General features: G+C 52.4%; 13 protein-coding genes and 1 pseudogene. 3 read left to right on the top strand and 11 right to left on the bottom strand.

All coding sequences use genetic code 11. From position 1 onward, the window contains the following. Positions 1-59 precede the first annotated feature (59 nt). Positions 60-768: pseudogene (locus GGR95_RS18045) on the bottom strand (IS6 family transposase). Positions 769-1,165: 397 nt separating this feature from the next. Between GGR95_RS18045 and GGR95_RS18055 the strand changes: the two are divergent. Both GGR95_RS18055 and GGR95_RS18060 read left to right on the top strand, forming a co-directional pair. Further along, a complete protein-coding gene (locus GGR95_RS18055; RefSeq protein WP_184568271.1) occupies positions 1,166-2,782 on the top strand; it encodes an arylsulfatase in 1,617 nt (538 codons plus the stop codon). A gap of 38 nt (positions 2,783-2,820) precedes the next feature. Next, the gene (locus tag GGR95_RS18060; RefSeq protein WP_184568272.1) at positions 2,821-4,425 is read left to right on the top strand and encodes an ABC transporter substrate-binding protein; all 1,605 of its coding nucleotides are present in this window, start codon (positions 2,821-2,823) and stop codon (positions 4,423-4,425) included. 444 nt (positions 4,426-4,869) lie between these two features. Here GGR95_RS18060 and GGR95_RS18065 read toward each other — a convergent pair whose 3' ends face one another. From GGR95_RS18065 to GGR95_RS18095, 7 genes are read right to left on the bottom strand one after another with little or no spacing between them, the layout of a single operon-like run. Beyond that, a complete protein-coding gene (locus tag GGR95_RS18065) occupies positions 4,870-5,763 on the bottom strand; it encodes a GTP-binding protein (RefSeq protein WP_184568273.1) in 894 nt (297 codons plus the stop codon). Next, positions 5,760-7,262, bottom strand: a complete 1,503-nt coding sequence (locus GGR95_RS18070) for an amidohydrolase family protein (protein WP_184568274.1) — start codon at positions 7,260-7,262, stop codon at positions 5,760-5,762. The genes GGR95_RS18065 and GGR95_RS18070 overlap by 4 nt, the downstream gene beginning before the upstream one ends. A 13-nt stretch (positions 7,263-7,275) precedes the next feature. Beyond that, a complete protein-coding gene (locus GGR95_RS18075) occupies positions 7,276-8,724 on the bottom strand; it encodes a M81 family metallopeptidase (protein ID WP_184568275.1) in 1,449 nt (482 codons plus the stop codon). Further along, complete coding sequence (locus GGR95_RS18080; protein ID WP_184568276.1) at positions 8,721-9,245, bottom strand: TRAP transporter small permease; 525 nt, start codon at positions 9,243-9,245, stop codon at positions 8,721-8,723. Before GGR95_RS18080 ends, GGR95_RS18075 begins: the two co-directional genes overlap by 4 nt. 3 nt (positions 9,246-9,248) lie before the next feature. Further along, positions 9,249-10,220 (bottom strand): TRAP transporter substrate-binding protein, encoded by a 972-nt coding sequence (locus GGR95_RS18085; protein WP_184568277.1) that lies wholly within the window; start codon positions 10,218-10,220, stop codon positions 9,249-9,251. Between the two features lie 28 nt (positions 10,221-10,248). Beyond that, positions 10,249-11,532, bottom strand: coding sequence for a TRAP transporter large permease (locus GGR95_RS18090; protein ID WP_184568278.1), 1,284 nt, complete (start codon positions 11,530-11,532; stop codon positions 10,249-10,251). Further along, complete coding sequence (locus GGR95_RS18095; RefSeq protein WP_184568279.1) at positions 11,529-12,671, bottom strand: NAD(P)/FAD-dependent oxidoreductase; 1,143 nt, start codon at positions 12,669-12,671, stop codon at positions 11,529-11,531. The genes GGR95_RS18090 and GGR95_RS18095 overlap by 4 nt, the downstream gene beginning before the upstream one ends. 147 nt (positions 12,672-12,818) lie before the next feature. Here GGR95_RS18095 and GGR95_RS18100 point away from each other — a divergent pair, with 147 nt between their 5' ends. Next, positions 12,819-13,439, top strand: coding sequence for a helix-turn-helix domain-containing protein (locus tag GGR95_RS18100; RefSeq protein WP_184568280.1), 621 nt, complete (start codon positions 12,819-12,821; stop codon positions 13,437-13,439). Here the strand turns inward: GGR95_RS18100 and GGR95_RS18105 are convergent. From GGR95_RS18105 to GGR95_RS18115, 3 genes are read right to left on the bottom strand one after another with little or no spacing between them, the layout of a single operon-like run. After that, entirely contained in the window at positions 13,427-13,816 is a 390-nt protein-coding gene (locus tag GGR95_RS18105) for a RidA family protein (protein ID WP_184568281.1), read from the bottom strand. The two genes, GGR95_RS18100 and GGR95_RS18105, sit on opposite strands and share 13 nt — an antisense overlap. A gap of 14 nt (positions 13,817-13,830) precedes the next feature. Further along, positions 13,831-14,109: an ATP-binding cassette domain-containing protein gene (locus GGR95_RS18110; RefSeq protein WP_184568282.1), complete on the bottom strand. Its 279-nt coding sequence runs from the start codon at positions 14,107-14,109 to the stop codon at positions 13,831-13,833. Continuing rightward, positions 14,109-14,372, bottom strand: coding sequence for a P-loop NTPase family protein (locus GGR95_RS18115; RefSeq protein ID WP_221385020.1), 264 nt, complete (start codon positions 14,370-14,372; stop codon positions 14,109-14,111). The genes GGR95_RS18110 and GGR95_RS18115 overlap by 1 nt, the downstream gene beginning before the upstream one ends. Between the last annotated feature and the right edge of the window lie 114 nt (positions 14,373-14,486).

The following is a 14,486-nucleotide window of genomic DNA, read 5'->3' on the forward strand; positions in this document are numbered from 1 at the left end:
AAATGGGGTGCTGTCAGACGAATGCGAACCAGTCTCAGTTTTCCAACAACTCCAATCTGTTATGCTGCGCCAAGTTGACGCCACTCGGCAAGAGCGACGGCGCGGTTCAGCTTAAAATTTGATCGGCTGTAGAGATGTCGTTCCTTATTGAAATGGTTATGGACCGAGGCGTGGACGGCGACGAATTTCTGTAAACTTCGCATCCGCCTGAAGCGAAGCATGGCCCGTTCCCGCCTTCGAAATGGCTGGTGTCCATTCTCGGCTCGATTGTTGAACCAGCGGCCGGCTTCCTGTTTTTCGGCGCAGCCAATGACCTTCATCGCCGCACCGTAGGAACGTAACTTGTCCGTCACGAAAGTATGTGCGTGCCCATGACGTTTCATTGTTTTCCTGATGAACTTCAACGCTGCCTTGCGATTTCGGCGCTTCGTAACGAAGCTTTCCAGAACTTCCCCTTCGTGATCCACCGCCCGCCAAAGATAGAGCGTCTCGCAACTAATTTTTCACAAACACTTCGTCCAAGTACCATTGCCAGTTCGAATATGCGCGCATCTGGCTGACCCTTTTCTTGCAGATCTCCGCGGCGAACAGCGGACCAAATCTGTTCCACCAAAATCGAACCGTCTCATGGCTGATGTCGATGCCGCGTTCGTGCAAAAGATCCTCGACATTGCGCAGCGAAAGCGGAAACCGCATATATAGCATCACAGCCAGACGGATAATCTCTGGGCTCGTCTTGAAGTAGCGGAAGGGACTGCGTTTTGTCATCCCACGACGCCAATTGCTCGCCCTGCCCGACTCAACAAGTTTTCTTCTGACGGTGCCTTGCCGACAACTGGGCGGTATTTCCAAATTCCGTACAGAAATTTGCTCCCAAAAAATGTGAAAAACTTGTTGGTAGCGGGCCGGGCGACTGGCGGGGACCGAGACAGCCATGCTGCCACACGGAATATGGCTTGCTGTGCAGTACCGGACAGACGGCGGGAATAGCTGCGGCCCTTTCCATAAAACTGAAGCAATCTCTTGATAGGCTTGAACCTGAACAGATTCAGAAAGAGCTCGAACGTCAAGGCGGGCGGCACCACTGATAGGAGCGGCCATCTTTAAGCTCTATAGGGGCTGATCCCGAGCGGTTGGACATCTTAGAATGAAAGAGAAATAGGCAATGTCTAGAAAATCCAAGCCAAACATCATACTGATCCTAGCAGATGATATGGGATTTTCCGACCTCGGCTGTATGGGCTCGGAAATCAAGACGCCCAACATTGATCGGCTAGCATCTGGGGGCCAGACCTACACGTCTATGTATAATTGCGCGCGGTGCTGCCCTACGCGCGCCTCCCTCCTCACGGGACTATATCCGCATAAAGCGGGTATAGGTCACATGACCGCCAGTTACGGGTCTGCTGAATACCAAGGCTACTTGCGAAACGACGCAGTGACGATCGCCGAAGTATTGCGGTTGGATGGCTATCGCACACTGATGAGTGGGAAATGGCATGTGGGCGGAAGCTATAAACCACGCGAAAGTGATCTCTGGACGCCGGGAGACCTCGCTCACCCCACACCGCGTCAGCGAGGATTTGACAAATTCTTTGGGACGCTTGACGGATCGGGCAGCTTTTTCTTCCCACATTATATCGGCGAGGATGATTGCCAAATTGCAGTCGAAACCGATGATTTTTACATGACGGATGCGATCACTGACAAAGCTGTCGATATGATTGAAGAATCCGTGGCTGACGAAAAGCCCTTCTTTCTCTATCTCGCCTATACCGCCCCTCATTGGCCCTTACATGCCAAAGAGGAGGACATTGCCAAGTATCAGGGAATGTACCGCAATGGCTGGGATACATTACGGACGTCACGACACGAAGAAATGTTGGGCAAGAACATACTGGAAGGAAATTGGGAGATTTCGCCACGAGATCCCACTGTTCACTCATGGGCAGATGAAAAGAACCGAGACTGGGAAGACAGCCGGATGGCCACCTATGCAGCAATGGTTGATTGTATGGATCAAGGGATTGGCCGTGTCATGGCAAAGCTGAAACAGCTGGGCGTCGACAAAGACACGTTGATCCTATTTCTTTCGGACAATGGTGGCTGTGCCGAGTTTCTTGCCGAAGAAGGCTGGGTGGAATCCTATCCTGATATCAGCCCAGAGGGTAAAAAAATTGTTCAGGGGAACATACCAAACCTAGCTCCCGGCTCAGGAAAGACTTTTCAAAGCTATGAAGCCCCTTGGTCGAATGTATCTAACGCCCCTTTTAGAATGCATAAATCTTGGGTCCATGAGGGCGGGATATCAACCCCGCTGATTGCCCATTGGCCGAACGGGATCGCACAATCTGCAATTGTACACACAGCACGCCATGTCTCTGACATCATGCCCACAATACTTGATGTGAGCGGGGCAAGTTACCCCAAAGACTTTGACGGCGTCGGCATTCAAAACCTTGATGGAGAAAGCATGTTTGGTGTTTTCCTGAATGGACACGGGGAACGTGAGCAGCCGATCTTCTGGGAGCATGAAGGCAATTGCGCCATGCGTGAAGGCAACTGGAAGCTGGTCCGTGAATTCGGGCGGGATTGGGAGCTCTACAACATGGCATTTGACCGAACCGAACTTCACAATTTACGCGACAAAGACCAGAACCGCGCAGAGCGCATGATCAAAGAATATGACGCGTGGGCCAAAAAAACCGGCGTGGTCGACTGGGCGGTTATCTGTGCCCACCCTGCTATGGATTGGGTCAAGCCGGCCAAGCCCGAAATCTAGACACGGAAAACGCAGAGACATTCAATCTGGAGGACGAAATGAATACGCAACTCAAGAACATGACAACTGAAGTGGCAAAGGGCCTGATGACCCGCCGTGAATTTATTGGCCGCGCTGCGGCGCTTGGCGTGACTGCGGCTGCGGCCAATCTTATGCTGGTCACCTCTGGTCGCGCAGATGCCAATGAAACACCAAAGCGTGGCGGTACAATCAAAATTGGCTCATCTGGCGGTGAAAGTACAAACACCCAAGATCCCGCGCTGGCCGCATCTGACGCAGTATTCAACAACCTTCGCTGCTGGGGTGAGACACTGGTTGAGGTCGACGAAAAAGGTCAATTACAGCCCCGTCTATCCAAACTTGCCGAAGCTTCTGCGGATGCCAAGACGTGGACTTTCCCAATCCGCAAAGGCATTCAGTTTTCCAACGGCAAAGACATGACCCCTGAGGATGTGCTCAGGTCGATTCAGCGCCATTCTGACGAGAACAGTAAATCAGGTGCGTTGGGCATCATGAGGGGTATTGCGGGTATGAAAGTGGACGGCGACAACTTTGTCGTTGAACTTGAAGTCGCCAACTCTGACCTGCCGTTCCTGATGGCAGATTACCACCTGATCATCCAGCCTGATGGCGGCTACGATAATCCGGGCGCCGCGATTGGCACTGGCCCCTATACGCTCGAAATCGACGAACCAGGTGTGCGTCATGCTTACAAACGGCGCGAAGACTACTGGGACAGCGAAAACCGTGGTTGGGCAAATGAAGTTGAGCAACTCATTTTAAACGACGCCACAACGCGCACTGCTGCGCTGCAATCAGGACAGGTCCATGCGATTAACCGTGTTGATCCCAAAATTGCAGCCCTGTTGGACCGCGCGCCCACCTTGAGTGTGAAGTCTGTTGCAGGGCGGGGGCACTATATCTTTGTTGCTCATGTAGACACCGCGCCTTTTGACAATAACGATCTAATGCTAGCGCTGAAATACGCGATCAACCGCGAAGAAATGGTTGACAAAATTTTGCGCGGATATGGCTCCATTGGCAACGACATGCCGATCAACGCGGCCTATCCGTTATTTGACGACAGCATCCCACAGCGCGAACATTCCATCGAAAAAGCCAAGGAACATTATGCGAAATCTGGCCATGATGGCAGCCCGATCATTCTGCGCGTCTCTGACGGCGCGTTTCCCGGTGCCGTAGATGCAGCATCTTTGTTTCTAGAAAGCGCAAAGGCTGCGGGGATTCCGCTTGAGATCAAACGCGAGCCTAATGATGGCTATTGGTCCGAAGTATGGAACGTGAAGCCGTTTTGTGCATCGTATTGGGGCGGACGCCCGGTGCAGGATCAGATGTATTCGACAGGCTACCTGTCGAGCGCAGACTGGAATGACAGCCGTTGGAAACGCCCTGAATTCGACGCGATGCTCATCGCAGCCAGAGCCGAATTAGATCAGACGAAGCGCAAAGAAATCTATAGCCAGATGGGGCGCATGGTAAGTAACGAAGGCGGCGTAATTCTGCCGATGTTTAACCAACTAATAGCCGGTGTATCCAACGATCTTGGCGGTTGGATAGCAGATGGGAACGGCGGCATGATGAACAACAAAGCCGCCATCAAGTGCTGGTTGAAATCTGCCTAAGGGTTCAGGCTAAACATCTGGTGGATTGGATTTAGGATGTACCGATCCCGCTAAGAAATCCGGATATGTCCGCAGGCCTCAGGCGCATAGAGCGTCACCAGCCTGCGGACACTATTCTTGGCGGTGCTATACTTGTTTTTGTCGCAACATTTTCAGTCCCGTCACCTTCCGTGCATATTTTACAACACGGCAACTAAACGGGCATGGCGCTTGAAACGCTGCGTTGAGATCAAATGACACAAGCACTTGCAGCCAAGCACAAAGTCCAGCCGAGGCAGGTGATGACATTGTAAGAAGTTATCGCCAAATACCCCTCTCAGGCATTTTCGATGCATTGCTGGGCAAGGGTTGAACGGCAGGGACGGTCACTCAAATAGGAGGCCGACTAACTAGCTGAACAAACCTTAGCTGAGCCGTAAATCTATCCGAATGAACCGGATCACTTCACAACCGATCAAGCAGGCTGTAGGCGACCTCCACATCAAAGTTCTTTTTATCACCAATGAGCACCAACTGACATTTACCTTCATCCGTCCTGTCACTGCCGACAAGCGTTGCGCGCTGTCCTACAAGTTGGAAAAGCATCCCTTTGGGTTGATCGCAAAAAGTCAAAAAACCCTTGGCACGTAATAGGTTCGGAGCAAGCTCCGTCATGACGGCTTGAAAATCTACCATCGAGATCTGACCTTCACGTTCCCATTCCAAATGAACGAAACGGCTGTCAGTCAAAGGGGGGTAATCTATATCTCTGGGCTTAAGACTGCCACCGGAAAGCAGCACAGTCAGAGGTAGTTTCTCGCCAAGATCAAAGACGTGGCGTTTACCCAAAATTGCCAGACGGGCTTTTAGCGATGCGATTGCATCTTGAGGCAAGCCGTTGGTTTTGGCCAAACACAACACATCCGACCCACGCAGTTGCGTCTGCCAAAGCGGGTCATTTACGCGGTCATTCACGTCGGGCGCGTCAATGACACATGCAACAATTTCAAGACGGGCGGAATGCCACAGCACGGGATCCATCAAGGATTGAACAATACCTGCCGGATCGGCAACGCCACTGGCTTCAATTACAATCAACTCGGGAGACGGTTTTTGCCCCAGAACAATCTTGAGCGTGCGGAGCAAATCCCCCTGAAGCGAGCAACAAATGCAACCGTTCTTAAGCCCGATAACCCCATCCGCAGAGGCATCCAAAAGCTTAGCATCAATATTGATTGATCCGAAATCATTCACGATGGCCGCGATCCGCAAGCCGTGGTCCCCTTGAAGAAGTTGGTTAATAAAGGTGGTCTTCCCTGCCCCCAAAAAACCAGTGACCAGAAGAACGGGAACGCTCACGTTAGATGACGGCGTATCGCCTGACCCGGTGCGGCAGCAGGTACAAGCTGTCCTGCATCAATGACACAAACACCGTTTACCAAAAGGTGCCTTACCCCTTCAGAGGGTCTATTCATCTGTGTGAAATCCGCGTGATCGGTCAGTGTATCAAGGTCAAAGATCACGATATCGGCGTCACAGCCTTCCTGAAGGCGCGCCTTTTTGGTGATCTGTTCGGCACAGCCTTCGATGACACGCGCAGGCAGGATTGTGCATTTGGCCAATGCCTGCATCAAAGGCATCGTTTTGCGTTCGCGCACATGTTCACGCAAAAAGCGCGTGAAGGTGCCAGAAGAACGGGGATGCGCCGATAAATCTTCGGGCAGCGGCCATTCCATACCTTCATAGATGCTGCCATCCGCGTTGATCCACGGCATGGCATCCGATGCGATTGCCCCTTCAGGATAGGTCACCGAAAGATCCAGCAGTCGGCGGTGTTCGGCATTCACATCAACATCCAAAAAGTGCCACATGACCAAATCCGTTGGCGAAGCATTACGTGCCTGCTCTATGTCATCACGTCCGGTAAAACGGTGATGATTATGGATCAGCTCAACATTGTCATAATCGCTTCCTGTGCGCTTGGTGAAATCTGGATCCATGAAGAATCCGGCGCTCACAACCGTGGCACCTGTGCCGTATGGATAAGCCTCTGTTGTGACGGGCAAGCCTTGCGACTGGGCTTTGGCTACCAACTCCACCACCCGCTCGATGTCCATAAGAGATGTCGAATTCAAATGGCAAATGTGCATATGCGCACCTGTGGCCCCTGCCAGCCCGATCAAGCGAACATAGCTATCAACCGAGCTCTGGGGGTCTATATTGCTGAGGTATGCGATATGCGTGAAGGTTGGCGTGTTATATTCAAACGCCAGATCACAAATATCGGTCATTTCTTTAACACCTGCGCCGGGTGCATAGCCATTGGGTATCCCGATACCGATCGCACCTTCATCCAACCCCTGACGCACATGGGCGACGATGGCTCTGGTCTGTGAAATATCTGCAGCATCAACCGACCACCGCATATCATCTGCGCCAGAACCCATTTGATCAATCGGATGGATGTCAGCATCCAGTGTCATTCCACCCATCACTGCTTTGCGTGCGAAAATCCAAGCCGCAGCTGTGCCGTAATTCAAAGCACGTGGGATGTTTGCCTGACGCGCGTACCAACCCGCAACAGGTAAGGCCCCGACTTCAAGTTCTAACGATGTCGTCACCCCGTCAAAGGCCTGCATCCGGTCCGCCGCGACAGATTGACCATGCGCGTGGATATCAACAAAACCCGGCGCGACGATCATAGCAGTAGCATCAATTTCACGCGCAGCCGTTTTCGTCACGGCACCGATCTTGGCGATAGTCCCTCCCGAAAGGGCGATATCGCATATCTTGTCAAAACCCGTTTCAGGGTCCAAGACCCGCCCGCCCCGAATGATGATATCATAACTGTCAGCCATCGGAGGCTCCTTTTCAAGCAAACGGATTTTCGACTTTGGGCCAATAGTTTCCGTCCCTTTTGGTAAAGGGAACAATTGTAAAGTCGGGGGTGATTGCACCGGGTGTTGCCAGATGGATCACTTCAGCTGCAATTGGTGCAAATCCATCGTAGAAATGCTGCGATGATTTCACCACGATGTACTTCATTTGGCTTAGGCCTATCCCGAGGTTTTCAAACGCTTCGGGGTGGAAGGTTTGGGTGCGCATAGTGTTTACCACAAGGTGAATGCCGTCAGCCTCTAACCAGACACAATCACCCATGTTCATTTCGGCAGTTCCAAGGTGTTGTACTGCGTTTTGTGCAATACCGCGCACTGTAACGACAAGGTCAACGGGATCGCCCGACATCGGGCCGATCTTACCACCAACGCGCACCGACATTTCTGATCCGACACCCGCATCTATGCACATGCCAACCAGCACAGGATCCCAGAAAGTGCCAATAGCGATATCTTTCAGCCCGCGTTCCAGCGCGGCCTTTAAGACAAAGGTTGAATCTGACGGCGCGCCACCCCCTGCATTATCCGCAAAATCTGCCAACACAATCGGCGCAGCATTGGCCGCAACCGCACGGTCCAGCCCATCATCCATAGTCGGGAATTGGCGTAATTCTTTGCGCATCTCCCATAATTCTTGCCCCAATTCCGACGCACGTGATGCAGCCAGTTCGGCGTCACCGTCGGTGATTACAAGCGTCCGTGTCCCGCAGCGCGGGTTGTCACCCCAAGGAAACCCATGCACCAGTGACACTGACAAAAACCCGTCCTTGCCTTCCATCGCAGACATCCGATCGACATAGCTGCGCACAGGCTCAAACGGTGTGTGATACATGGCCATCATACGGCAATCATAGTCGCGCATGGCGGGCGAAGTTTTACCGATGGCTGCATCGGCGCAGATCGTAAACAGCTCCTCTGCCCGTTCAACGACATCGATATGCGGATATTCTTTATAACAGATAATGGCCGTTGCATTATCCAACATCAATTCGGTCAAGTGGCAATGGGGGTCCAGCTCCAGACCCAGCTTGGCATCGGGACCAACAATCTCGCGTACCCGTGCCAGCATGTCGCCTTCGCAATCATCATACCCCTGCGCAATCATAGCGCCGTGCATGGACAACAAAACCACATCCACAGGCATCGCGCCGCGTAAATCGTTGAGAATATCGTCGCGCATGGTCTCATAGACCTCCCGCACAGTCGGTCCGGCAGGCTGTGCATAGGTGCTTAGACCCTCTGCAACATCCCAACCCAAAGCCTCCGCCCTACGCCGCCAAACCGTCGCGGCCGCAGCATACATCCCCGCTTCTCCACGCGAAGCGGTTTTGCTGTACATATGCTCTTTAAAGCCGCTCCACCCTGTCGGGATCGGAGAAAAGGAATTGGTCTCAGTGGCCAATGACGCCATGAAAAGCTTCATTTTTCATCTCTCATTGCTGCAAGTGTTTTTGCGACATCGCTCAGGACATGTAGCAGAATTAGCGTAAAGGCGATTGGGATCGCGATGCCAAAAACCACCATCGGCAAATCCATTGTTTCGGTCTGTCTGCCTGCAAGACGCGCAATATAGCTGCGGGATGGGTTAACGCCGAGGCCAAAAAAGCTGAACCATAAGATTGGCAGAATGAAGCACAAAACACCGAATGCTCTACAGAGGGTTAATATCAACCCCTTGGTGCCAGTGGCTTTCAACGCATTAGGAAAAAGAGTCGGGTCAAAGCGGGAGCGGAAAGCACAAGAGGCCCCCAACAACCCACCCCAAATCATCGAGTACCGCGCCAGTTCTTCTGTCCAAACTGGTGGCTGGTTTAGCAAATAACGGGCGATGACCTGCCATCCTGCCGCCGCAAGCATGATGGCAACGGCCAAGGCCGCCCCCACCAATGCCACACGGTTCAAGCGATCCGACAGCTGGTTCAGAAAATTTGACACCGCCCGCATAACTCAGCGACCTACCGCTTTTGTCCAAACGTCCAGACCACCTTCTGGCATGTCCGTTGACAGATAGATCGGTTGGCTGGCCGCACGGAACTTTTGACGCTCTTCGTCAGAGACCTCAATCACTTCGATGCCTGCTGCTTCCAGTTCTTTCAAGACTGCTGAATCATCGGAAACCAGCTTTCGGTTCGCATCACGGGCCAGTTTTACAGCCTCGGTAACAACTTTACGCTCGTCGTCTGACAGCCCTTGGTACCAATCTTCGGACGCAATTGCGGTACGAATGGAATGGCTCATCCGAACGTTGGTAAAATAGTTGATAAAGGCCGTGTGACCATAGGTGAGCGGCACAAATGCCGGGTTGATATAACCACCAGCCACACCAGTTTGCAGGGCATTTGGCACTTCTGACCAAGAAACGATTGTCCCTTTTGAGCCCCATAGTTCGAATGTTTCGATCTGCACTTCGTCCAGAGCCCGCATGCGCACGTTTTGCATGTCTTCAAACGCACGGATCGGTACTTCGGTGGTGAAAATTCCTGTCGGCGTTCCTGTCATGACAATGTCCAGCACCCGCACACCTTTGGGTGTGGTGCCTTTGTTGATACGCTCCAACATGCCGTTATCATAAAGCGCTTCGTCCAGTTGAGCCTGACTATCGAAGAAATACGGCATCATGGAGCCGTTGATCATTGTATCCAGAGCAGCCGCCGATTTGGCATCCGACATGGAGACTTCCAGCAAACCCTGGCTGACTTGGTCCAAACGCTCGGCCTCTTCGCCCAGATAGTTGCGTTCGTATTCTTCTGCTTCGATACCGTTCGCTTTCAGGTACTCGGTGAACGTATTTGCCCAAACATATGTACCAGACTTTTCAAGGTCCGGTGGGCTGTCTAACGCAACCTTAACTTGCGCGGTGGCGGGAAACGCCAAAGCGACTGCGACAGCAGATGCGGTAAAAATATGTGTAAGTTTCATTTTCATTCCTTCCCGTGTTGATCGTTTTTTATTTCCAGAGCCCCAATGTTCGGGGTAACCACAAGCTAATTTCAGGTATGAAGACGAGTACGCCCAGCACAACAATTTCAGCTATGACAAAAGGCATGACTGCGCGTGCCAGCTTCCAATAGTCTACGCCAGTGACAGTAGAGACAATCAGCAGGCAGCCTCCCAACGGTGGAGATACAAGGCCGATGCACAAGTTGAAGCAGATGACGATACCCAGATGTACGGGATCAGCGCCATTGGCCAAAGCAACAGGAGCGAGCAATGGCACCATCAATGCCAGCGCCACGGTCACGTCCAAAACCATGCCCGCAATGATGAACAAAACATTCATCATGATCAAAAAGCCAATCGGCCCAAGACCCATTTGCTCAACCAGCCCTACAATGGCCTGCGGTATTCTCTCAAGCGCGGCCAGATGCCCAAATGCAGCTACCGCGCAGAGAATCATAAAGATTGAGCCCGTCAAAATGGCCGTACGCGAAAAGCTCTCCCAATAATCCGTCAAGGTAAGAGGCGAATAGAAAAACGCAGCAATCGCAGCCGCCAGAACCGCAACAGCCGCGGCTTCGGTGGGTGTCATCCAACCTAAAACGATGCCACCAACGATGATGATCGGCAGGCACAGCGCCGGAAGTGCCGAAAGGATTGCAGACCCAAGGGCGGGCGCATCGCCTTTTTCAACGCGGGGGTGATCATCGCGCCATGCGAAGAAACCGTTTACCCCAATCAGAGCAGCAGCCAGCAATAACCCCGGCATAATACCCGCCACAAACAATGCAGCGACAGATGTTTGCATCAACGCGCCATAAAAGATGAGAATGATTGAGGGCGGTACAATGGGGCCAATGATGGATGAAGCAGCCGTAATTGCTCCTGCATATTCGGCAGAGTAACCCCGCTCGCGCATGGCAGGCACCAACGTGTTGGACAAGGCAGCCGCATCCGCCACCGCAGATCCGGAAATTCCAGCGAAGAAGACGGATGTCATGATATTCACATGACCCAACCCGCCACGCACCCGCCCGATCAGCGCCATTGACAGATCAATCAGCGATTTGGTCACCCCGCCCCGGTTCATCAATTCGCCTGCCAAAATAAAGAGAGGCATAGCAAGCAATGAAAAGACGCTGATCTGGGAAAAAACCTTTTGCGGAAGTATCGCCAGATACCGCGCGTTGTCCGAAATCAGAAAACTCAAAACCGCAGCGCCGCCAATGACATAGGCCAAAGCCAACCCAGAAGCCAGCAGCAGGGCAGCAATGACAGGCACCAACCAGATCATGCCGATGCCCCCAAACGTGCAGGCGCGACATCAGCCAGTTTCAACCCCTCATCAGCGATATGGTCTGGCAAAGGCAACCCTTGCACCAAAGCCGCAGCCAATGACGCCGCTGCAGGCGCAGTTTGAATTCCATAACCGCCCTGCCCTGCCATCCAGAAGAACCCGGGCACTGCATTTGAAAAACCGATGACAGGCTCTTTATCCGAAACAAAACTACGCAGCCCCGCCCATTTGTTTTCAATCCGACGGATGTCTAACGCAAAAGCGGTCATGATCCGGTCAGCGCAAATAGCCACATCCATCTCGTCAGGTTGCGCGTCACAGGGCTCACAAGGCGTCTCATCTGCTGGTGAGATCAAAAGACGCCCCGCGTCAGGCTTGAGGTAAAACTGCTCATCAATATCAATGGTGATAGGAGCGTCACGTTTGGTAAAGCCTTCTGGTTCGGCCACCATCATGGCTGTGCGTTGTTTTGGCACCAAACCGATCGTTTCAGCACCTGCCATTCGCCCAATTTGTTCGGCCCATGCACCGGCCGCATTAACGATGATAGGCGCCGATAGCTCACCCTTCTGCGTAGCAACGACCCAACTCTCGCCCCTACGCTCCAAAGAAGAAACTTCTTCATTTGTGACAAGTGATCCGCCCTGCGCTTTGAACATCTTCAGGTATCCTTGGTGCAGCGCCGCGACGTCAATGTCCTGCCCCCCTTTGTCCAACATGCCAGCACTGGCATATCCGTCACGGAGCAAGGGTTGGAATTCACCTAACTCATCACGACTTAACCGAGCCACCGGCCCAAAGGCGGAAGCCGTCGCAATCAAAGCCTCCAACGATGCCTCTTGGTCCTCTCGCGCGACCATCAAAATATGGCGTGGCGATAGAAGCGGCACCTCGGAAAATCCTTCCGGCGGCATTTCATAGAACGCACGCGATGCACGGGTCAGGGCACGTACACCTGAGGGGCCATAATTAGGTGCAAAAACCGCAGCCGAACGACCCGTCGTATGATAACCAGGCTGCGCCTCCATCTCGATCAACACAACAGTATTAGAACCCGCAAGCAGGGCAGCTACAGAAGCGCCAGCAATGCCTGCACCAATCACGATGATTTCAGCGGATCTACTCTGTTCTTGCATCCATGTGTTCCTTAGGCCAACGACGTCTCCCAAAGACTATCCAAGAATTTTCCAATGGCAACATATAATTCTACTATACGATAATATTTCACTTAACGGCAGAACTTCAGTACTCTGTTAGAACTCAAGCGAAGGCGTGAAACACATATGACAACGGCACAAGAATTCGGTACCCGGCTCAGGCTCCTGCGCAAGGCTCGGCAGCTGACCCTGAGCAATCTTGCAAACCTGTCAGGCGTTGCGGTTTCCACTATTTCAAAGATCGAAAACGGCGCGCTATCGCCAACACTCGACAAGGTATTGCGGCTCGCCAGCGGCCTTGAACTGTCGATCGGCCAGTTAATTGGTGACGAGACAAACGAACTGGACCAGAAGATCCCGAACAGCCGGTTTTTGCCGTCTCGCCAAGGTGACGGCGTCGTAATCGACACCCAAAACTATGAGTATAAATATCTCTGCGCAGACTTAACAAACAAGCGCATGGTGCCAATCCAAGCGCGGATCAAAGCATCAGAGATGAAGGAGTTCGGCCCACTTGAACGTCATGGCGGTGAAGAGTTTTTGGTCGTAATCCAAGGTTCTGTCGAGGTTCATAGCGAGTTTTATGCACCCGTCGTCCTAAATTGCGGAGAGAGCATTTATTTGGACAGCACCATGGGCCATGCGTACCTCAACGCAGGCGATACCGACGCTGAGGTCATTTGTGTCTGCACTGAATCTCAGCGTATAAAACCCAATGGTGAGGTTGGCTACTTTCAGCCCGGCTGATGCACCATGAATTCGATCTCGACTACAGCTCCGGGGACCATCAATGCGGAACAAACCGCAGAACGCGCCGGAGGATGTGACGGGAAATACGACCCATAAACTTTGTTAAAGGCACCAAAATCTGCGGTATCGGTCAACCAGATGCTCGCCTTTACCACCTCGGAAAGAGAGCTACCTGCTTCGGCAAGAACAGCTATCGCATTTTCGATACATTGTCTGGTTTGCGCTTCAACACCCCCATCAACAATCCGGCCATCTGCGCCAAACCCTAGCTGACCGGAAAGGATCAAGAAGTCGCCTGCCCGAACGGCTTTGGACAATGGCACCGGGGTTCCGTCTGGCAGGCACACCGTGCCACCGATTGTTTCAATTGGCATATATCAACTCCATTTCATGTATTTCTGAGGCCCCCAATCGCGTGATCAGGTTCTAAAATCAAGAAAAATATAGTTGGCCCAGACGCCAAAAGCGTCACTACAGAACCATCAAACGTCACCGTTCCGCTAGTTTTGGTCATCCCCATCACACTATCAAGCAGCGTGGATTTACCCGCCCCGTTTGCACCAACAATCGCAATGATTTCACCCTTTTCAACAGAAAGAGATACATCATGCAGTGCTTGCGCTTTACCATAAAATGCACAAAGGGACGCTATTTCAAAAAAGGCCATTATGCGGCTCCAAGATATGAGGACCGAACAGCGGGATCGGCCATAACATCACTAAAATTGCCTTCGGAAATTTTTGAGCCCGTGGCGATGGCGATGGCCGTATCGACCAACGGTTCCAACGCCTTAAGGTCATGGCTCACGATGAGAAACGTCATGCCATCAGCACGCATTTGCTGGATCAATGCTGCAATTTGCGCGATCTCACCGACGGTTAGTCCGGCAAAAACCTCGTCAAGAAGCATCACTTTAGGCGCCGTGGCCATCATGCGCGCCATCTAGAGCTTTGGACCTGTCGCGGTTTGATGCCGCTCCTTTGATAGCATTTACTGTAACAAAGGAGATAAACTATGGGACTGAAACGGACGGACGAATTTCGC

The organism is Sulfitobacter undariae (assembly GCF_014196805.1).
GTDB lineage: Bacteria > Pseudomonadota > Alphaproteobacteria > Rhodobacterales > Rhodobacteraceae > Sulfitobacter > Sulfitobacter undariae.